This window comes from Streptomyces sp. NPDC002130 (assembly GCF_040296465.1).
GTDB lineage: Bacteria > Actinomycetota > Actinomycetes > Streptomycetales > Streptomycetaceae > Streptomyces.
The window spans coordinates 1-20422 of record NZ_JBEOXI010000048.1; the positions used below are offsets into that span (position 1 = coordinate 1).

A 20422-nucleotide genomic window follows, 5' to 3' on the forward strand; every position below is an offset into this window, starting at 1 on the left:
CCACGGGCGCACCCCCGGAAAGCCGTTCGGCGTCGACCTGGAGCTGTACTCCACGGCCTACGACGTCCCGGCCGGGCATCGCCTCGCCCTGGTCGATGCCCGGGCGCCCCGTCCGCGGACTCCTTCTCCTCCGGCGCCCCCTCCAGCAACACCGTGAGGAGCCGCACCGCCCCCCTCTTGTGCAGCGGGTCGTTGCCGTTGCCGCACTTGGGGGACTGGATGCAGGACGGACAGCCGGCATCGCACTCGCAGGACGCGATGGCCTGGCGGGTGGCGGCCAGCCAGGTGCGGGCGGTGTGGAAGGCGCGCTCCGCGAAGCCCGCGCCGCCCGGGTGGCCGTCGTAGACGAAGACCGTCGGCAGGAGCGTGTCGGGATGGAGCGGGATCGACACGCCGCCGATGTCCCAGCGGTCGCAGGTCGCGAAGAGGGGCAGCAGGCCGATCGACGCGTGTTCGGCGGCGTGCAGGGAGCCGCCGAGGATCTCCGGGTTGATCCGGGCGCGGTCCAGCTGGTCCTCGGTGACGGTCCACCACACGGCGCGGGTGCGCAGCGTACGAGGAGGGAGGTCGAGCTTCGTCTCGCCCAGGACTTCACCCGTCATGAGCCGGCGACGCAGGAAGGAGACGACCTGGTTGGTGACCTCGACGGAGCCGTAGCAGAGGCGGCCGTCGCCCCAGGGGATCTCCACGTCCGTCTCCAGGACGGAGATGGACGTGGTGTCGCGGGCGACCGTGGAGTACGGCGGGGCGGCCTCCTCGACGAGGGCGACGGAGTCCTCGAGGTCCAGCGACCGCACCAGGTACGTGCGGCCCTGGTGGAGATGGACCGCCCCCTCGTGCACCGTCGAGTGCGCGGCGCCGGCGTCGACCGTGCCGAGCAGCCGGCCCGTGCCGGTCTCGACGACCTGGACCGGGCGCCCGCCCTCACCGCGGATGTCCGTCAGGTCGGCGGCGCGCTCGCGGCGGGTCCAGTGCCAGGCCCTGGTGCGGCGGCGCAGCAGCTTCGCGGCCTCCAGCTGGGGCAGCAGGCCCTCGCTCGCCGGGCCGAACAGCTCGAGGTCCTCGTCCGTCAGGGGCAGCTCCGCAGCGGCCGCGCAGAGGTGCGGGGCCAGCACGTAGGGGTTGTCGGGGTCGAGGACGGTCGATTCGACGGGCTGGTCGAACAGGGCCTCGGGGTGGTGGACGAGGAAGGTGTCCAGCGGGTCGTCGCGGGCGACCAGGACGGCCAGCGCCCCCTGCCCGGACCGTCCGGCCCGGCCCGCCTGCTGCCACAGGGAGGCCCGCGTGCCCGGGTAGCCGGCGATGACGACCGCGTCGAGGCCGGAGATGTCGATGCCGAGTTCGAGGGCGTTCGTCGCGGCGAGGCCCAGGAGTTCACCCGAATGGAGGGCTTGTTCGAGAGCGCGGCGCTCTTCCGGGAGATAGCCGCCCCGGTACGCCGCGACACGCCGGGTCAGGGACCGGTCCACCTCGGCCAGACGCTCCTGGGAGATGACCGAGATCAGCTCGGCGCCGCGCCGGGAGCGGACGAACGCGACCGAGCGCACGCCCTGCACGGTGAGGTCGGTCAACAGGTCGGCGGCTTCGGCGGTGGCCGTGCGGCGGACGGGGGCGCCCCTCTCGCCGTGCAGCTCGGTCAGCGGCGGTTCCCAGAGGGCGAACACCAGTTCACCACGTGGCGAGGCGTCGTCGGCCACCTCCAGAACCGGCAGGCCGGTGAGGCGGCGGGCGGCCACCGAGGGCTCCGCGGCCGTCGCCGAGGCCAACAGGAACACGGGCGACGCGCCGTAGCGGGCACACAGGCGGCGCAGCCGGCGCAGCACCTGGGCGACGTGCGAGCCGAAGACGCCGCGGTAGGTGTGGCACTCGTCGATGACGACGTACTTCAGCGACTTCAGGAAGGAGGACCAGCGGGGGTGGGACGGCAGGATGCCCCGGTGCAGCATGTCCGGGTTGGTCAGGACGTAGTTGGCGTACTGGCGGATCCACTCGCGTTCCTCGAACGGAGTATCGCCGTCGTACACGGCTGGGCGTACCGAATGGCCCAGAGGGTGTGAAAGTTCCTTCACCGACCGGCACTGGTCCGCCGCGAGCGCTTTGGTCGGAGACAGGTAGAGGGTGGTCGCGCCCCGGCCGTTCGGGGCCTCCGCGCCCTCCAGAAGGGTGGAAAGGACCGGCACGAGGTAGGCCAGGGACTTGCCGGAGGCCGTGCCGGTGGCCACGACCACGGACTCGCCGTCCAGGGCGTGCTCGGCCGCCCGTGCCTGGTGGGCCCAGGGATGCTCGATGCCCGCGGCGCGCACGGCCGCCACGACCTCCGCGCGGATCCGGTCGGGCCAGACGGCATGCCGACCCTCACGTGCGGGCAAGTGCTCCGTATGAGTAATGCGCGAAGCCCTGCTCGGACCGGACGCGAGGCGGTCCAGGACCGCGCCCGGCGCGGGCCGGGAGGCGGGGTCCGTCGGGGTTCGATCGGATCGGTGATTCTTGGCCATCGGCACCGAGTGTGTCACTGGAGTGACGGACAATGGAGCCAAGGCGTCGTGCACGCCTGCCGGTAAGTGATTGAATGCCATCGCGGCTGGCGAAGCGTCCAGGGGCTGAAGCCGAATGCCCCTAGGGCGACCGCTCGATAGCAAGGTGCTGGAGGATCCGTGGACCTGTCCCTGTCGACCGAAACCATGGGCGATCGCACGATCGTCAGGGTCGGTGGCGAAATCGACGTATATACCGCGCCCAAGCTGCGCGAGCAGTTGGTCGAGCTGGTGAACGACGGCAGTTTCCACCTTGTCGTCGACATGGAGGGCGTGGACTTCCTCGACTCCACCGGGCTCGGCGTACTGGTCGGCGGCCTGAAGCGCGTGCGGGCCCATGAGGGCTCCCTGCGCCTGGTCTGCAACCAGGAGCGCATTCTGAAGATCTTCCGCATCACCGGTCTCACCAAGGTGTTCCCGATTCACACCTCGGTCGAGGAAGCGGTTGCGGCCACCGACTGAAGCCGGTCCCGGGCCGTGTGCCCGGGACGGCCGATGGTCGGACAAAGAAGACCGAGGGGGCCCGGGCTTCGGCGGCCCGGAGCCTCTCGACAGCACGCCCGTAGTTGCGAGGGGGATGCATGGCCACCGTTGAGCTCCGCTTCAGCGCGCTGCCCGAGCACGTCAGGACCGCCCGGCTGGTGGCGGCAGCGGTGGCGCGCAGGGCCGGAGTGGACGAGGCCGTCCTCGACGAGGTCAGGCTCGCCGTCGGCGAGGCCTGCACCCGTGCCGTCGGGCTGCACCAGACCGTCGGGATCTCGGCACCGGTGAAGGTGCTGCTGATCGAGGAGGAGAAGCAGTTCTCCATCGAGGTCGGCGACGAGGCCCCGCACGCGGTCGCCGGCGAGCGCGCTCCCGGCGAGGGACCCGGCGATCACGACAGTGAGGCCGACGAGGACGAGATGGGCCTCGCGGTCATCAGTGGACTCGTCGACGACGTCGAGGTCAGCGCGGGCGAGCACGGCGGGCTGATCAAGATGACCTGGCCGACCACGCCGCCGCCGACGATTCTGGTCTGATCCCGCCACCGCACGAACCCGTTCTTCCGAAGGGCCCCACCCGTGGGGCCCTTCGTCATGTGCGGGTGTCAGTGGTCGCCTTTACAGTAGTTGCTGTGCCGTTCACCGCGTGAATTCGTTCACGATCATTCGCGCGCTCCCGGCAGTCCCAGAATGCTTTCAGGGCATTACCTCGGAAGGCCAATTCCGTTTATCGCGCTCTGTTTTGATCAGGTTCCGGTACCTACAATCCCGTCCACATCTTGAGCTCAGCCCAAGCGTCAAGGAGGACGAATGGCGGGGCTTTCCCTCTCACAACAGTCGGGTCATCCCACAGACCTCGCAGCCGCCGTACTGACCGATGGCAACCGCGTTCTCATCGTGGTCATCGCGGTCGTCGCACTGGCGGCGCTGGCGGTCGCGGGCGTCCTGGTGCGCCAGGTGCTCGCGGCCGGCGAGGGCACCGACAGCATGAAGAAGATCGCGGCGGCGGTCCAGGAAGGCGCGAACGCCTATCTGGCCCGGCAACTGCGCACGCTCGGCGTATTCGCCGTGGTCGTGTTCTTCCTGCTCATGCTGCTGCCCGCGGACGACTGGAGTCAGCGTGCCGGACGGTCGGTGTTCTTTCTGATCGGAGCGGCGTTCTCGGCGGCCACCGGCTATATCGGCATGTGGCTGGCCGTGCGCAGCAATGTGCGTGTCGCCGCGGCGGCGCGTGAAGCCACTCCGGCTCAAGGCGAGCCGGAAAAGGATCTGACCGCCGTCTCGCACAAGGCGATGAAGATCGCCTTTCGCACGGGTGGCGTGGTCGGCATGTTCACGGTGGGCCTCGGCCTGCTCGGCGCCTCCTGCGTGGTGCTGGTGTACGCGGCCGACGCGCCCAAGGTGCTCGAGGGCTTCGGCCTCGGGGCCGCGCTGATCGCGATGTTCATGCGTGTCGGCGGCGGCATCTTCACCAAGGCCGCCGACGTCGGCGCCGACCTGGTCGGCAAGGTCGAACAGGGCATTCCGGAGGACGATCCGCGCAATGCCGCGACCATCGCCGACAACGTGGGCGACAACGTCGGCGACTGCGCGGGCATGGCGGCCGACCTCTTCGAGTCGTACGCCGTGACCCTGGTCGCCGCGCTCATCCTGGGCTCGGCCGCCTTCGGGGACGCCGGGCTCGGCTTCCCGCTTCTCGTGCCGGCGATCGGTGTGATCACCGCCATGATCGGCATCTTCGCGGTGGCCCCCAGGCGCGCCGACCGCAGCGGCATGAGCGCCATCAACCGCGGGTTCTTCATCTCCGCGGTGATCTCGCTGGTGCTGGTGGCGGTGGCCGTCTTCGTCTACCTGCCGGGGAAGTACTCCGAGCTCGACGGCGTCACCGACACCGCGATCCTGGGCAAGGACGGCGACCCGAGGGTCCTCGCGCTGGTCGCGGTGGCCATCGGCATCGTGCTCGCCGCCCTCATCCAGCAACTGACCGGCTACTTCACCGAGACCACCCGCCGGCCCGTCAGGGACATCGGCAAGACCTCGCTCACCGGCCCGGCCACCGTCGTCCTCGCCGGTATCTCCGTCGGCCTCGAATCCGCCGTCTACACCGCCCTGTTGATCGGACTCGGTGTGTACGGGGCGTTCCTGCTCGGCGGTACGTCGATCATGCTGGCGCTGTTCGCGGTGGCACTGGCCGGCACCGGCCTGCTCACCACGGTCGGTGTGATCGTCGCGATGGACACCTTCGGGCCGGTCTCCGACAACGCGCAGGGCATCGCGGAGATGTCCGGCGACGTCGAGGGCGCGGGCGCGCAGGTGCTCACCAACCTGGACGCGGTCGGCAACACCACCAAGGCGATCACCAAGGGCATCGCGATCGCCACGGCCGTACTCGCGGCGGCGGCGCTGTTCGGGTCGTACCGCGACGCGATCATCACCGGCGCACGGGACGTCGGCGAGAAACTCAGCGGGGAAGGCGCCCCGATGAGTCTGATGATGGACATCTCGCAGCCCAACAACCTCGTGGGTCTCATCGCCGGCGCGGCGGTCGTCTTCCTCTTCTCGGGGCTGGCGATCAACGCCGTGTCGCGGTCGGCGGGTTCCGTGGTCTACGAGGTGCGTCGGCAGTTCCGTGAGAAACCCGGGATCATGGACTACAGCGAGAAACCGGAGTACGGCAAGGTCGTCGACATCTGCACCAAGGACGCCCTGCGCGAGCTCGCCACGCCCGGTCTGCTGGCCGTGATGGCGCCCATCTTCATCGGGTTCACGCTCGGCGTCGGAGCGCTCGGGGCGTTCCTGGCGGGCGCGATCGGCGCGGGCACGCTGATGGCGGTGTTCCTCGCCAACTCCGGTGGCGCCTGGGACAACGCCAAGAAACTCGTCGAGGACGGCCACCACGGCGGCAAGGGCGGCGAGGCCCATGCGGCGACCGTGATCGGAGACACGGTCGGCGACCCCTTCAAGGACACCGCGGGCCCCGCGATCAACCCGCTGCTGAAGGTCATGAACCTGGTGTCGCTGCTCATCGCGCCCGCGGTGATCAAGTTCTCCTACGGCCCGGACAGGAGCATCGGGGTGCGGATCCTGATCGCCGTCCTCGCGTTCCTCGTGATCGCCGGGGCGGTGTACGTCTCAAAGCGGCGCGGAATCGCCATGGGTGACGAAGACAACGCCGGGTCGGAGCCCAAGTCGGCCGATCCGGCGGTGGTTTCGTAGGGAGGTTTCTCCAGCCCCAGTTCAAGGTGCGGGCGGACGGCGCGCGTTGGCGCGGCGTCCGCCCGCGCTGTGTGGGTACACGCTCCCGCGTGAGCCTTCTCTCGCTTGGTGCAAAAGGTTACAAAACGGTCTTAATAGACGTCTGGCGTGCGGTTGCCGTGCATCTGGCGTGTATGTTCCGGGGCCGAGAGCCATGGAAGGGACCAAACCGGTGAACAAGAAGCTCGCGGCCGCACTGTCCGGCGGTGCGGTACTGGTACTGGCGCTGTCGGGCTGCGGCGGCGACGACGGCAACGACAAGCTGGACTCCTGGGCCAAGCAGGTCTGTGACGCCGTCCAGCCGCAGGCCAAGAAGATCGAGTCGGCCAATGCGGCGATCCAGAAGGAGACCTCGGACAACAGCACGCCGAAGGACGTCCAGAAGACCGACGCCCAGGCCTTCCAGGACATGTCCGACGCCTACAAGGCGATCGGGACCGCGGTGAACAAGGCCGGGGCGCCTGACGTCGAGAACGGCGAGAAGAAGCAGAAGGACGCGGTCAAGGAGCTCAACTCGATCTCCGCCTCGTACGCCTCCCTCAAGAAGCAGGTCGACGAGCTCGACACCAAGGACCAGGGCAAGTTCGCCGACGGTCTGAAGGACATCGCCACCGAGCTGGACAAGCTGAGCCAGAGCGGGAACGACGCGCTCAGGAACCTGGAGGAGGGCGAGGTCGGCCAGGCGATGGCCCAGCAGTCCAGCTGCAAGGCGGCCACGGCGTCGGCGGGAGCCACACAGAGCTGAGTAGGCCACGACATCGGCGGGGCTGCCGGAGGCTGAGAAGCCACGGTTTCGGCGAGGGCTGCCCCGAAGCTGAGGGGCCACGAGGTCGGCGGGGCTGCCCCCGAGCTGAAAGGCCACGACATCGGCAGAGGCCGCAGCAGCGTTGGGAGCCGGGCGGCACGGCGGCGGCGGTGTGACGGCTGAGTCGAGGGCGACCTTTGCCTGGTGTGCCGAGCGGCAAAAACGCATGCGATCCTCCGCACGGGCGCGTGCGGCACCGGAACCGGCGGCCACAATGGGGGGCGTGAGTAACGCCAGCCAGTCACCCCTGCCCCCGCTGCCCTCCTCCGACCGTCCCGAAGTCGCCGCCCGGCTCCGGGACGCCCTGCTCGCGGCCTCCTTCACCGCCGACGGACTGCTCGAACTGCTCGGCGCCCCCGCGTACGCGGCGCTCGCCCGGAGCGAGACCGTGCCCGCGCTCCGGGCCACCCGCGGGGACACGTCGCTGGAGATGCTCGTCCGGCTGTTCCTGCTCCAGCAGCCCGTACCGCACGCACGCGCGGCGGAGGTCCTGCCCGTGGACGCCTGCCTGGAGACCGGCTGGCTGACCCGGACCGGCGGGAACGAAATCTCCGCAACGGTCGACGTCCGGCCCTACGGCGGTCCCCGCGGCGAGGACTGGTACATCGTGTCGGACCTCGGCTGCGCGGTCGGCGGCGCCGGCGGTATCGGCCGGCGGGACGAAGGCGTCGTCCTCGGAGTCGGCGGCGCCTCCACGACCCTCGCCGGCATCACCGTGCGTACGCCCGTCGCCGCGGCACTCGACCTCGGCACCGGCTCCGGCATCCAGGCCCTGCACGCCGCACAGCACGCCACGCGCGTGGTGGCCACCGACCTCAACCCGCGCGCCCTGCACATCACCGGCCTCACGCTGGCGCTCTCCGGCACCGCGGCCGCCGACCTGCGCGAGGGCTCCCTCTTCGAACCGGTCCGGGGCGACGAGACGTACGACCTGATCGTCTCCAACCCGCCGTTCGTGATCTCGCCCGGCGCCCGGCTCACGTACCGCGACGGCGGGATGGGCGGGGACGATCTGTGCCGCACGCTCGTTCAGGAGGCAGGGGAGCGCCTGAACCAGGGCGGGTTCGCGCAGTTCCTGGCCAACTGGCAGCACGTGGAAGGGGAGGACTGGCAGGACAGGCTGAGGTCATGGGTGCCCCGCGGGTGCGACGCGTGGATCGTGCAGCGCGAGGTGCAGGACATCAATCAGTACGCCGAGCTGTGGCTGCGGGACGCCGGTGACCACCAGGGCGACGCGGCGGAGTATCAGGCGCGGTACGACGCATGGCTCGACGAGTTCGAGGCGCGCAAGGTGAAGGCCGTCGGCTTCGGCTGGATCACCCTGCGCAGGACGGACGCCGCCGTGCCCTCGCTCACGGTCGAGGAGTGGCCGCACCCGGTCGAGCAGCCGCTCGGCGACACGATCCGGGCCCACTTCGACCGGCTCGACCACCTGCGCGACCACGACGACGCCGCCCTGCTCGAAGGGCATTTCCGGCTCGCCGCCGAGATCGTGCAGGAGCAGGTCGGGCTGCCCGGCGCGGAGGACCCCGAGCACGTCGTGCTGCGCCAGAACCGCGGCATGCGCCGGGCGACCCGGGTGGACACGGTCGGCGCGGGCTTCGCGGGCGTCTGCGACGGCACGATGACCGCCGGCCGCATCCTCGACGCCATCGCCCAGCTGATCGGCGAGGACCCGGTGCTGCTGCGCGACCGCACACCGGCCCAGATCCGGCTGCTGGTCGAGCAGGGGTTCCTGGAACCGGTCCGCTGAGCGGCCCGCCGAGGGGTGACCGCGGGTGCCGTCAAGGGGACCGGCCAACAAATTCGAGTCGATTTGAACACCTCGACCGAAACGGGTCAGGTGGAAGTGGACGCCCTTGATCCACCGTCGTTTCGTCCGGGCGTTCACCTCCGGTTCGCCTGCCCGCCGCCCAAGCGTGTCAGCCTCCCGTCGCTGGGGATGCGCGACAGGGGAAAGGGGGCACGGCGGGTCATGGAGAGTGAACCGGCGATCTTCGCGGGAGCGGTGTTCTCCCTGTTCGGAGGCGCGCTGCTGGCCTGGACCGTGATGCGGGTGCGTCGGCACCTGCCCGTCGCCGAGGGTGTGAGGCCCCTCCCTTCGGCGACCCTCGCGAGTGTCGTCGCGGTGCTCGCCCTGGCGCTCGGAGCGTGGTGCTTCAGCCGTCTCTGAGGCCGGCACCGGCGACAAGCCGTCGGTGACCGGACGGTCGCGCTCCGCACAGGGCCGGGCCTGCCCCCTGCACTCCGGGCGGCAGGATCGGTGGTAGTCGGGTTACCGTTCGAGTGGCCGTTGCGGGCTTTTCCCGTTTGACACGGGGGCGGGATGTACCGTCACACTCCGCAGCGTCACCACGTACCCAGCCCCGGTAAGCGACTCCGGGGAGGCCCCAGCGTCGACCGGAGAGAAGAGCGAAGTTGTCCCCGACCAGCGAGACCGCAGAGGGCGGCCGCCGACTCGTCATCGTCGAGTCGCCTGCCAAGGCGAAGACGATCAAGGGCTATCTCGGCCCCGGCTACATCGTCGAGGCGAGCGTCGGGCACATCCGCGACCTTCCCAACGGCGCCGCCGAGGTGCCCGAGAAGTACACCGGCGAGGTCCGCCGCCTCGGTGTGGACGTCGAACACGACTTCCAGCCGATCTATGTGGTCAACGCCGACAAGAAGGCGCAGGTCAAGAAGCTCAAGGACCTGCTGAAGGAGTCCGACGAGCTCTTCCTCGCCACCGATGAGGACCGCGAGGGCGAGGCCATCGCCTGGCACCTCCAGGAGGTGCTCAAGCCCAAGGTCCCGGTCAAGCGGATGGTCTTCCACGAGATCACCAAGGCCGCCATCCAGGCCGCCGTGGCCAACCCGCGCCAGCTCAACCAGAAGCTCGTCGACGCCCAGGAGACCCGCCGCATCCTCGACCGCCTCTACGGCTACGAGGTCTCGCCGGTCCTGTGGAAGAAGGTCATGCCGCGGCTGTCCGCGGGCCGTGTCCAGTCGGTCGCGACCCGTCTCGTGGTGGAGCGGGAACGCGAGCGCATCGCCTTTCGTTCGGCTGAGTACTGGGACCTGACGGGCACCTTCGCGACCGGCCGCGCGGGAGACTCGTCGGACCCGTCGTCGCTGGTCGCGCGCCTGCAGACCGTCGACGGCAGGCGGGTCGCGCAGGGCCGCGACTTCGACTCCCTGGGACAACTGAAGAGCGCGAACACCCTCCACCTCGACGAGGCGAACGCCCGCGCCCTGGCCGCCGCCCTCGAGCAGACGCGGTTCGCGGTGCGCTCCGTCGAGTCCAAGCCGTACCGCCGCTCGCCGTACGCCCCGTTCCGTACGACGACGCTGCAGCAGGAGGCCAGCCGCAAGCTCGGCTTCGGTGCGAAGGCCACCATGCAGGTCGCGCAGAAGCTGTACGAGAACGGCTACATCACCTACATGCGTACGGACTCCACGACCCTGAGCGACACGGCGGTCTCCGCCGCCCGCGCCCAGGTCACGCAGCTGTACGGCGCCGACTACCTGCCGCCGCAGCCGAGGACGTACGCCGGGAAGGTCAAGAACGCGCAGGAGGCCCACGAGGCGATCCGCCCCTCGGGTGATCGTTTCCGCACTCCCGCCGAGACCGGACTGACCGGTGACCAGTTCAAGCTGTACGAGCTGATCTGGAAGCGGACCGTCGCCTCCCAGATGAAGGACGCGACCGGCAACAGCGTCACGGTGAAGATCGGCGGCACGGCGGCCGACGGCCGGGACGTCGAGTTCAGCGCGTCCGGCAAGACGATCACCTTCCACGGCTTCCTCAAGGCCTACGTCGAGGGTGCCGACGACCCGAACGCGGAGCTCGACGACCGCGAGCGCCGGCTGCCGCAGGTCTCCGAGGGCGACGCCCTGAGCGCCGAGGAGATCACGGTCGACGGGCACGCCACCAAGCCCCCGGCCCGCTACACCGAGGCCTCCCTGGTCAAGGAGCTGGAAGAGCGCGAGATCGGCCGCCCGTCGACGTACGCGTCGATCATCGGCACGATCCTGGACCGCGGCTACGTGTTCAAGAAGGGCACGGCCCTGGTGCCGTCCTTCCTGTCCTTCGCCGTGGTCAACCTCCTGGAGAAGCACTTCGGGCGGCTCGTCGACTACGACTTCACCGCCAAGATGGAGGACGACCTCGACCGCATCGCCCGCGGTGAGGCCCAGTCCGTGCCGTGGCTGAAGCGGTTCTACTTCGGCGAGGGCACGGTCAGCGGCGCCGCGGCCGACGCCGGCAACGGCGACGGGGACCACCTCGGCGGCCTCAAGGAGCTGGTGACGGACCTGGGCGCGATCGACGCGCGCGAAGTGTCGTCGTTCCCGGTGGCCAACGACATCGTGCTGCGGGTCGGCCGCTACGGGCCGTACATCGAGCGCGGCGAGAAGGACACCGAGCAGCACCAGCGCGCCGACATCCCCGACGACTTGGCGCCCGACGAGCTGACCGTCGACCTGGCGGAGGAGCTGCTGGCCAAGCCGAGCGGTGACTACGAGCTGGGCACGGACCCGGCCACCGGCCACACGATCGTCGCCAAGGACGGCCGCTACGGCCCGTACGTGACGGAGGTCCTCCCCGAGGGCACCCCGAAGACGGGCAAGAACGCGGTCAAGCCGCGCACGGCCTCCCTGTTCAAGACGATGTCCCTGGACACGGTGACCCTCGACGACGCCCTGAAGCTGATGTCGCTGCCCCGTGTCGTCGGCGCCGACGCCGAGGGCCAGGAGATCACCGCGCAGAACGGCCGCTACGGCCCGTACCTGAAGAAGGGCACGGACTCGCGCTCGCTGCAGGCCGAGGAGCAGCTCTTCACGATCACGCTGGAGGAGGCGCTGGCGATCTACGCGCAGCCCAAGCAGCGTGGCCGGGCGGCCGCCAAGCCGCCGCTGAAGGAACTGGGCACCGACCCGGTGAGCGAGAAGCCGGTCGTGGTCAAGGACGGCCGCTTCGGCCCGTACGTCACCGACGGGGAGACCAACGCGACCCTGCGCTCCGGCGACAGCGTCGAGGACATCACCCCGGAGCGCGGTTACGAGCTGCTCGCCGAGAAGCGCGCCAAGGGGCCGGCGAAGAAGACCGCGAAGAAGGCGGCCAAGAAGGCGCCGGCGAAGAAGACGACGACGGCCAAGAAGACCGCGGCGAAGAAGACCACGACCGCGAAGAAGACGACGGCGAAGAAGACCACCACCGCGAAGAAGACGGCCGCCAAGACGGCGACCGCCGCCAAATCCGCGGAGGACTGAGCGACGATTCGCGGCCAGGTCCGCGGAGGAGTGAGCGACCGGTTCGCCGCCAGGTCTGTGGCGGACTGAGCGACGGATTCGCCGCCACCTCCGCGGCGGACTGAGCGACGGATTCGCCGCCACCTCCGCGGCGGACTGAGCGACGGATTCGCCGCCACCTCCGCGGAGGACTGAGCGACGGATTCGCCGCCACCTCCGCGGAGGACTCAGCGACCGATTCGCCCCCAAGTCCGCCGAGGACTGAGGTCGTTCGAGCCTGTCCGGAAACCGGACCGCAGCGTCCGGTTATTCGCCCAGGGTTCGGAAAGCGAACGCCCCGGCAACACTTCGGTGTCGGGGCGTGCGCATGCCAGCCCGCGCCCTCCAGCGTGTCGGTGGCTCCCGATAGGCTGAACGCATGACGCGAGCCGACCACCCAACGGCCCCTCAGCCCGCCCCCGACGACGCCCTGGTCGCGGACTCCCGCGAGCGTGCCGTCCGCGCCCTGCTGCGACGACCGCAGTTGAAGCGGTTGTGGAGCGCACAGCTCGTGGGCGGCGTGGGGGACACCCTCGCCCTACTCGTGCTGGTCCTCCTGGCACTCCAGGCAGCCGTCGCCGAAGCCTCGTTCGGGGGCGGCTACCGAGGCGTGGCGTTCGCAGTGGCGACCGTTTTCGGGGTGCGCATCCTCGCGACGCTCCTGTTCGGCGCCGTTCTTCTCGGCCCCCTCACCGCCCTCACCTCGCAGGACGGCCCGCTCGACCGCCGCTGGACCATGGTGGGCGCCGACGGGCTGCGCGCGGCACTGCTCATCGTCGCGCCCCTGTGGATCGACTGGACGCCCGACAACGCACTGGCCCTCCTCCTCGTCACGGCGTTCGTGACGGGGGTCGCCGAGCGGTTCTGGACGGTGTGCCGCGAGAGCGCGGCCCCCGCGCTGCTCCCCGCCCCGCCGCCGGAGGGGGCGACGGTCCGGCCGCTGCCCGACCACATGGACGCCCTGCGCCGCCTGTCGCTGCGCACCGGCTTCGCGGCGATCCCCCTGGCGGCCGTGGTGCTGGTCGTCGCGTCCCTGTTCAACAACCTGCTGGGCGCCGGCATCGACTGGTTCGGCCAGCACCAGGCGGCCCTCGCCTCCTACGTGGCCGCCGGGCTGTTCGCCGCGTCCCTGTCCGTGCTGACCTTCCTGGAGCTGCCCGGCACGCGCACCCCGCGTGCGCGGTCGCCGCTGGAGGGGCTGCGCCGCCCCAAGACCACCACAGGCGCCGACAAGGGCCGCACCGGCGCGATGCCGCTGCTGGTCCTGTCCTGCGCGGCCGTCGCCGCGGCGGTGTCGGCCGCCGTCGCCGTGGCCGTGCTGCACGCCAAGGACCTGGGCGGCGGCCCCGTGCTCTACGGCCTCTTCGTGGCCGCGCTGACCGGCGGCGTGGTCGTCGGCATCCGTACGGCGCCCGCCCTCGTGCCCGCCCTGTCGCGCCGCCGGCTGCTCGCGCTGACGATCGCCTTCACCGGTGTCGCCCTGCTGGCCGCCGGGCTGGTCCCGGACGTCACCACCGTGCTGCTGATCCTGGCGCTGGCCGGCATCGGCGCGGGCCTGTCCGCCAACATCGGGCACACCCTGCTCGACCAGGAGACCGAGGAGAACCGGCGCTCCCGCACGACGGAGCACCTGCACGCCGTCGTGCGGGTCTGTGTCGCGCTCGGCGCGGTGATCGCCCCGCTGGTGGCGGCGGCGATCGGACCGCACCGGCTGGAGAGCGGCAAGTTCGTCTTCGCGCACGGCGGCGCGGCCTTCACGCTGATGCTGACCGGCGCCCTGCTGCTGCCCGTCGCCGCGCTGGTGCTGGCCAAGGTCGACGACCGTTCCGGCGTGCCGCTGCGAAAGGACCTGAAGGACGCGCTGCTCGGCGGCGACGACCCGGACCAGGGGGCCGCGGCCTCCGGCTTCTTCATCGCCCTGGAGGGCGGCGACGGGGCCGGCAAGTCCACCCAGGCCGAGGCGCTCGCCGAGTGGATCCGCGCCAAGGGCCACGAGGTGGTGCTGACGCGCGAGCCGGGGGCCACGCCGGTGGGCAAGCGGCTGCGGTCGATCCTGCTGGACGTGTCGAGCGCGGGCCTGTCGCACCGCGCGGAGGCGCTGCTGTACGCGGCCGACCGGGCCGAGCACATCGACACCGTCGTACGGCCCGCCCTGGAGCGCGGCGCGGTCGTCATCTCCGACCGGTACATCGACTCGTCCGTCGCCTACCAGGGCGCCGGCCGTGATCTCTCGCCGACCGAGATCGCCCGGATCAACCGCTGGGCGACGAACGGGCTGGTGCCGCATCTGACCGTGCTGCTGGACGTCGCCCCGGAGACCGCGCGCGAGCGGTTCACCGAGGCGCCGGACCGGCTGGAGTCGGAGCCCGCGGAGTTCCACGCGCGCGTGCGGGCCGGTTTCCTGACCCTCGCCGCCGCCGACGCCGGGCGGTACCTGGTGGTGGACGCCGGCCAGGAGCCCGAGGCCGTCACGACCGTCATCCGGCACCGCCTCGACCAGGTGCTGCCGCTCTCCGAGGCCGAGATCAAGGCCCAGGAGGAGGCACGGAAGAAGGCCGAGGAGGAAGCCCGCCGCAAGGCCGAGGAAGAGGCCGCCCGCAAGGCCGAGGAGGAGCGCCTGGAGCGCGAGCGCCAGGAGCAGCTCGCCAAGCTGCGCGCCGAGGAGGAGGAGCGCAAGCGCCGCGAGCTGGAGGAGGCGCAGCGCCGCGAGGCCGAACGGCAGGCGGAGGAGGCCCGCCGTCGGGCCGAGGAGGCACGCAAGAAGGCCGAGGAGGAGCGGGCCCGGCTCCTCGCGGAGGAGAAGGCCCGCGCCGAGGAGGAGGCCCGCCGCAAGGCTGAGGAGGAGCAGCGCCGCAAGCAGGCCGAGGAAGAGGCGCGACTGCGTGCCGAGGCCGAGGCGCTCCGCCTGGAGAAACAGCGCAAGGCCGAGGCGGCGCTGCTGCGGGCCGAGGAGGCCCGGCGGCTCGCGGAGGCGGCTGCCGCCGCGGCCGAGATCGGCCCGAAGAGCTCCACCGCGAAGAAGGGGGCCGCGGGTTCGGCGGCCGCTCAGGACGCGGTGACCGTGCCCACGCCGGTGGTGACACCGGGCGGTGCGGGCGACGACACGACCGTGCTGCGCCCGGTGCGGGACGAAGATCAGCGTGCGGACCGGGGCCGGGCCTCCGGAGAGTCCGATGCCGAGGTGACGGCCGAGCTGCCGAAGCCGCCGGTTCCGCCGGTGGCCGGTGAGAGGACGGAGGCCCTGCCGCCCTTCTCGCCTCGCGCCGTGGACGAGACCGAGGTGCTGCCGCGGGTGCGCGAATCCGACGCTCCCGGTGCTGCCGAGGAGACAGCGGTGCTGCCTCCGGTCCGGCCGGGGGACGCCGAGGAGACGGCGGTGCTGCCTCCTGTCCGGCCCGAGGACGCCGAGGAGACGGCCGTACTCCCACCGGTGCGCGGGGACGAACCGGCGGACCGGGTTCCGCCCGGGTACTTCCGGAAGGAGGCCCCGTCCGCCCGGCCCGACGGCACCGAGGACCGTACGCGGGAGATGCCCCAGGTCGACGCCGAGGGGACGCCGCGCCGCCGCCGGTCCGACTGGGCCGAGGAGACACCGCTGGACGACCTGCCGTCGCTCGCTGACGAGCTGCTCGGACCGCACGACGACGAGCCGGACCAGGGTCGCGGGCGCCGCGGGAGGGGCGGCCGGGGGCGCTGACGCCTCCGGCGGGCCGATGCGGGGGTCCGGCTCCGGACCGCGAGGCCGGGTGGGGGCGGGCGTTGTCAGTGGTCGCCCCCACAATGGATCCCGCAACGCGGAACGTGACGGAAGGGTGGCGTGACCCATGACCGTGTGGGACGACCTCGTCGGGCAGGAGAGGGTGAGCGAGCAGCTGGCTGCTGCCGCCCGGGACGCCGACGCGCTGGTCACCGCGGCCGCCACCGGCGCCCCGCCGCCCGAGGCGTCGAAGATGACGCACGCGTGGCTGTTCACGGGCCCGCCCGGGGCCGGGCGGAACCAGGCGGCGCGTGCGTTCGCGGCGGCGCTGCAGTGCGTCAGCCCCGACCGGGCCCTCGGCGGCTCCCCGGGCTGTGGCTTCTGCGACGGCTGCCACACGGCCCTCGTCGGCACGCACGCCGACGTCTCCACCGTCGCCGCCGTCGGCACGCAGATCCTCGCCGACGACATGCGCGACACCGTCCGCAAGTCGTTCACGTCGCCGGCGAACGGCCGCTGGCAGATCATCCTCGTCGAGGACGCCGAGCGGCTGAACGAGAAGTCGGCCAACGCCGTCCTCAAGGCCGTGGAGGAACCCGCTCCGCGGACGGTCTGGCTGCTGTGCGCCCCCTCCATCGAGGACGTCCTGCCGACCATCCGCTCCCGCTGCCGTCACCTGAACCTGAGCACGCCGAGGGTCGACGCCGTCGCGGACATGCTCGTACGCCGCGAGGGCATCGAGCCGGACGTCGCCGCGGCCGCGGCCCGCGCGACCCAGGGCCACGTCGACCGGGCGCGCCGCCTCGCCACCGACCCGGCCGCGCGCGAACGCCGTGCCGCCGTGCTCAGGCTGCCGATGCGCGTCGAGGAGATCGGCGGTGCGCTGAGGGCCGCCCAGGAACTCGTCGACGCGGCCGCCGAGGACGCCAAGCAGCTCGCGGAGGAGACGGACGCCAAGGAGACCGAAGAGCTGAAGGCCGCTCTCGGCGCCGCCCAGGGCGGTCGCATGCCGCGCGGCACCGCAGGCGTGATGAAGGACCTGGAGGACAAGCAGAAGCGCCGCAGGACGCGCACGCAGCGTGACAGCCTCGACCTCGCCCTGACCGACCTCACGGCGTTCTACCGTGACGTCCTCGCCCTCCAGCTCGGCTCGCGCGTGGCCATCGCCAACGCGGACGCCGAGGACGCCCTGGAGCGCCTCGCCCGCGGCACCTCCCCGGAGGCCACCCTCCGCCGTATCGAGGCGATCGCGGCCTGCCGTGACGCCCTCGACCGCAATGTGGCGCCGCTGCTCGCGGTGGAGGCGATGACGATGGCGCTCAGAGCGGGCTGAAAGACCGGCAGGGCACCCCGGTCGGGCATGCGGTTGACGCCGTAACTCGTACGAGGCACGACGTGCACGCAGGGCACTCATCTCGTCGCCCAGAGTTACGATCGCTGGATGGACACACGGCGTACCCCCCGTTCCGCCTCCGGCTCCGGGGGCCTCCACCGCAGGACACGCAACCGGGCCGAGACCGCCGTCGGTCTCCTCGCCACGGCCGCGCTGCTCGTCTCCGCCTGCTCCTCCGGGAGCGCGACGACCTCCGCCGCCTCCGCGGCGCAGGAGGCGGCCCTGGTCGCGCTGCCGAAGGCCACGCCCGCGGCGCTCTCGTCGTACTACGGGCAGAAGCCGGCCTGGCGCGGCTGCGGTACCCCCGGTTTCGAGTGCGCCACCCTCAAGGCACCGCTCGACTACGCCGAACCGTCCGCCGGAGACGTCCGGCTCGCCCTCACCCGCAAGAAGGCCACCGGCCCGGGCAAGCGGCTGGGCTCGCTGCTCGTGAACCCGGGCGGGCCGGGCGGCTCGGCGATCGGCTACGTGCAGACGTACGCGGGCATCGGCTACCCGGCCGAGGTGCGGGCCCGCTACGACATGGTGGCGGTCGACCCGCGCGGCGTGTCCCGCAGCGAGCCCGTGCGGTGTCTGGACGGGCCGGGGATGGACAGGTACACGCGGACGGACACCACGCCCGACGACGCGAAGGAGACGGACGGGCTGGTCGCGGCGTTCCGGACGTTCGCCGAGGGCTGCGGCGCGGACGCGCCCCGGCTGCTGCGCCATGTGTCCACCGTGGAGGCGGCCCGGGACATGGACATCGTGCGGGCGGCGCTCGGCGACGAGAAGCTGAACTTCGTCGGGGCCTCGTACGGCACGTTCCTCGGGGCGACGTACGCCGGGCTGTTCCCCGGCCGGGCGGGCCGGCTGGTGCTGGACGGCGCGATGGACCCGTCGCTGCCGGCCCGGCGGCTGAACCTCGAACAGACGGCGGGCTTCGAGACGGCGTTCCGGTCGTTCGCGAAGGACTGCGTGCGGCAGGCCGACTGCCCGCTGGGCGGCAAGGGCACCTCGCCCGATCGGGTGGGCGCGAACCTCAAGGCGTTCTTCGAGAAGCTGGACACCCGGCCACTCCCCGCCGGAGACGCCGGCGGCCGCAGGCTCACCGAGTCGCTCGCCACGACCGGTGTGATCGCGGCCATGTACGACGAGGGCTCCTGGGAGCAGCTGCGCGAGGCGCTGACGTCCGCGATGAAGGAGAACGACGGCTCCGGACTCCTCGTGCTGTCCGACGGCTACTACGAGCGGGACGCCGAAGGCGCCTACAGCAACCTGATGTTCGCCAACGCGGCGGTGAACTGCCTGGACCTGCCGGCCGCCTTCGACACCCCCGACCAGGTGCGCACGGCGCTGCCCGAGTTCGAGAAGGCGTCGCCGGTCTTCGGTGAGGGCCTCGCCTGGGCTTCCCTGAACTGCGCCTACTGGCCGGTGCACGCCACGGGTGAGCCGCACCGCATCGAGGCGAAGGGCGCGGCGCCCATCGTCGTGGTCGGCACCACCCGGGACCCGGCGACCCCCTACCGCTGGGCACGGGCCCTGGCCGGTCAGCTCTCCTCGGCGCGCCTGCTCACCTACGAGGGCGACGGCCACACCGCTTATGGCCGCGGCAGCTCCTGCATCGACCGGACGATCAACGCCTACCTCCTGCGCGGCACCCCGCCCACGGACGGAAAGCGCTGCTCATAGCCCTGCCGCCGGCCCCGGCCGGTCCGCCTCCGGGGCTGGTACGGAGCACCCTCGGAAACTGTGTAGACTTACCGTCGTTGCTGATCGCACCATAGTGCGGACGGCGCGCCGCCTTAGCTCAGATGGCCAGAGCAACGCACTCGTAATGCGTAGGTCTCGGGTTCGAATCCCGAAGGCGGCTCTCTTTGAAACCCAGCCCAGACAGTGTCTGAGCTGGGTTTTTTCGTTTCAGCGGATGCGGCGGCGGCGCTGCGCGCGTGCTGCGCGGGTGTCGGCGATCTCAGTTCTGGCCTCAGTGGGGCCCGGAATCGGCGTCGTCGGCGCGGGTACGAAGAACTCGCCCATGCGTCGCATGGCGTCCTTGGACAGGTGGGAGCGTCCCTTCACGTACCGCCGGGTCTGGCTGATTTGGGTGTGCCTGAGGATCTCCATGATCGTGGGCATGTCCACACCCAACTCGTTCAGGATGGTGCCAGCCGTGTGGCGGCTTCCGTCGCGCTCGGAGGGTCCACGAGCGTGGCCACGTTCTCGCCGACGCTCGATGCCGCTGGCGGCGAGATACCTGGTAGTGCCCTCTTCGATGTCTCCGGGCTCGGCCAGGCGCGGGCGCTCTTCGATCAGCCAGGCGGGGTAGTAGGTCGCCTGCGTCGACCAAGGCACATCGTCCACGTAGCGGTGACAGAACCGCAGGACGGTCTTGCTCCCCTCGTCGACCTTGAGCCGCGCTGCGATCTCTGACGGAGCAGGCAGCATCTCGACCCGGAACGGGGACCAGGGTCAGAGTCGTCGAGTAGCTCCTGAGTCGTACGGGCGATAGCCCAGACACCCTGATCGGCGTGTCCGGGCTGGTGTGACCTCAGCAGATGGACATGGTGTTGAAGTCGAGCGTCGCCTCGTTCGGGAAGTTCCAGATGGTGCTGGGGTGGGCAGGGGCGCGGTATGTACCCACGTTGGGCCCTGTGAAACGGACTTCGGCTCCGCCCGTCTGGTTGTTGATCACGGTGAGCGCGTCGATGAAGTTCGAGAGTGACCGCGTACCGCACCTGTACAGGTGGAAGATGCTCTGCTTGCCGTCGCCCTGACCGACCGATACACAGGCGATCCCTGATGCCCGGGCGCAATCCTTGAGCGCCTTCTCAGCAGCGTCACCACCTTGTATGTCCCGCTTCACCCACTCGCCTGAGTGCAGGGGGGAGATCCCCGGCGTCCACGCGGTCGCGGCTGCCTGTGCCGGTGCCTGCGCAGCCAGCGGAAGAAGGAACGCGGCGATCAGCGTCACGACCGTCGCAGCCGCTCGATTTCTCAGTCCCATGTGAT

Annotated in this window: 11 protein-coding genes, 1 tRNA gene and 3 pseudogenes; 11 read left to right on the top strand and 4 right to left on the bottom strand. The window is 71.1% G+C overall.

The genetic code is table 11. The features are described from left to right. Nucleotides 1-98: 98 nt before the first annotated feature. Nucleotides 99-2576 (bottom strand): annotated as a pseudogene (locus ABT116_RS12005) (DEAD/DEAH box helicase); the annotation flags it as partial. Between the two features lie 78 nt (nucleotides 2577-2654). Here ABT116_RS12005 and bldG point away from each other — a divergent pair. The 11 genes from bldG to ABT116_RS12060 all read left to right on the top strand — a co-directional run bounded on the left by bldG (nucleotide 2655) and on the right by ABT116_RS12060 (nucleotide 19286). Then, a complete protein-coding gene (bldG, locus tag ABT116_RS12010; protein WP_003991900.1) occupies nucleotides 2655-2996 on the top strand; it encodes an anti-sigma factor antagonist BldG in 342 nt (113 codons plus the stop codon). A 119-nt stretch (nucleotides 2997-3115) separates the two neighbouring features. After that, complete coding sequence (locus ABT116_RS12015) at nucleotides 3116-3553, top strand: ATP-binding protein (RefSeq protein WP_351631316.1); 438 nt, start codon at nucleotides 3116-3118, stop codon at nucleotides 3551-3553. A 273-nt stretch (nucleotides 3554-3826) separates the two neighbouring features. Next, nucleotides 3827-6232 carry a sodium-translocating pyrophosphatase gene (locus tag ABT116_RS12020; protein WP_351631318.1) on the top strand — a complete coding sequence of 802 codons (2406 nt, stop codon included), beginning with the start codon at nucleotides 3827-3829 and terminating at the stop codon, nucleotides 6230-6232. A gap of 193 nt (nucleotides 6233-6425) precedes the next feature. Continuing rightward, a complete protein-coding gene (locus ABT116_RS12025) occupies nucleotides 6426-7016 on the top strand; it encodes a small secreted protein (RefSeq protein ID WP_351631321.1) in 591 nt (196 codons plus the stop codon). Nucleotides 7017-7290: 274 nt separating this feature from the next. Then, nucleotides 7291-8829 carry a DUF7059 domain-containing protein gene (locus ABT116_RS12030; RefSeq protein ID WP_351631323.1) on the top strand — a complete coding sequence of 513 codons (1539 nt, stop codon included), beginning with the start codon at nucleotides 7291-7293 and terminating at the stop codon, nucleotides 8827-8829. Nucleotides 8830-9051: 222 nt separating this feature from the next. Then, on the top strand, nucleotides 9052-9249 hold the full coding sequence (locus tag ABT116_RS12035) for a hypothetical protein (protein ID WP_351631326.1): 198 nt from the start codon (nucleotides 9052-9054) through the stop codon (nucleotides 9247-9249). Between the two features lie 245 nt (nucleotides 9250-9494). Further along, nucleotides 9495-12326, top strand: coding sequence for a type I DNA topoisomerase (topA, locus tag ABT116_RS12040; RefSeq protein ID WP_351631329.1), 2832 nt, complete (start codon nucleotides 9495-9497; stop codon nucleotides 12324-12326). A 397-nt stretch (nucleotides 12327-12723) separates the two neighbouring features. Then, on the top strand, nucleotides 12724-16041 hold the full coding sequence (tmk, locus tag ABT116_RS12045; protein ID WP_351631332.1) for a dTMP kinase: 3318 nt from the start codon (nucleotides 12724-12726) through the stop codon (nucleotides 16039-16041). Between the two features lie 127 nt (nucleotides 16042-16168). Next, nucleotides 16169-17374, top strand: coding sequence for a DNA polymerase III subunit delta' (locus tag ABT116_RS12050; RefSeq protein ID WP_351631335.1), 1206 nt, complete (start codon nucleotides 16169-16171; stop codon nucleotides 17372-17374). Between the two features lie 108 nt (nucleotides 17375-17482). Continuing rightward, nucleotides 17483-19105 carry an alpha/beta hydrolase gene (locus ABT116_RS12055; RefSeq protein WP_351631338.1) on the top strand — a complete coding sequence of 541 codons (1623 nt, stop codon included), beginning with the start codon at nucleotides 17483-17485 and terminating at the stop codon, nucleotides 19103-19105. 107 nt (nucleotides 19106-19212) lie between these two features. Beyond that, nucleotides 19213-19286, top strand: a tRNA-Thr gene (locus tag ABT116_RS12060). 47 nt (nucleotides 19287-19333) lie between these two features. Here ABT116_RS12060 and ABT116_RS12065 read toward each other — a convergent pair. The 3 genes and pseudogenes from ABT116_RS12065 to ABT116_RS12075 form a co-directional block, all read right to left on the bottom strand. Beyond that, nucleotides 19334-19600: pseudogene (locus tag ABT116_RS12065) on the bottom strand (tyrosine-type recombinase/integrase); the annotation flags it as partial. A 39-nt stretch (nucleotides 19601-19639) separates the two neighbouring features. Then, nucleotides 19640-19882, bottom strand: a pseudogene (locus ABT116_RS12070) (UTRA domain-containing protein); the annotation flags it as partial. A 79-nt stretch (nucleotides 19883-19961) separates the two neighbouring features. Then, nucleotides 19962-20384 (bottom strand): hypothetical protein, encoded by a 423-nt coding sequence (locus tag ABT116_RS12075; protein WP_351631341.1) that lies wholly within the window; start codon nucleotides 20382-20384, stop codon nucleotides 19962-19964. Nucleotides 20385-20422: the final 38 nt, after the last annotated feature.

Excerpts from the sequence above, each read along its gene's own strand:
- ABT116_RS12015 (WP_351631316.1), top strand. The coding sequence starts at position 3,116 with ATGGCCACCGTTGAGCTCCGCTTCAGCGCGCTGCCCGAGCACGTCAGG.
- ABT116_RS12020 (WP_351631318.1), top strand. The coding sequence starts at position 3,827 with ATGGCGGGGCTTTCCCTCTCACAACAGTCGGGTCATCCCACAGACCTC.
- ABT116_RS12025 (WP_351631321.1), top strand. The coding sequence starts at position 6,426 with ATGGAAGGGACCAAACCGGTGAACAAGAAGCTCGCGGCCGCACTGTCC.
- ABT116_RS12030 (WP_351631323.1), top strand. The coding sequence starts at position 7,291 with ATGGGGGGCGTGAGTAACGCCAGCCAGTCACCCCTGCCCCCGCTGCCC.
- ABT116_RS12035 (WP_351631326.1), top strand. The coding sequence starts at position 9,052 with ATGGAGAGTGAACCGGCGATCTTCGCGGGAGCGGTGTTCTCCCTGTTC.
- tmk (WP_351631332.1), top strand. The coding sequence starts at position 12,724 with ATGACGCGAGCCGACCACCCAACGGCCCCTCAGCCCGCCCCCGACGAC.
- ABT116_RS12050 (WP_351631335.1), top strand. The coding sequence starts at position 16,169 with ATGACCGTGTGGGACGACCTCGTCGGGCAGGAGAGGGTGAGCGAGCAG.
- ABT116_RS12055 (WP_351631338.1), top strand. The coding sequence starts at position 17,483 with ATGGACACACGGCGTACCCCCCGTTCCGCCTCCGGCTCCGGGGGCCTC.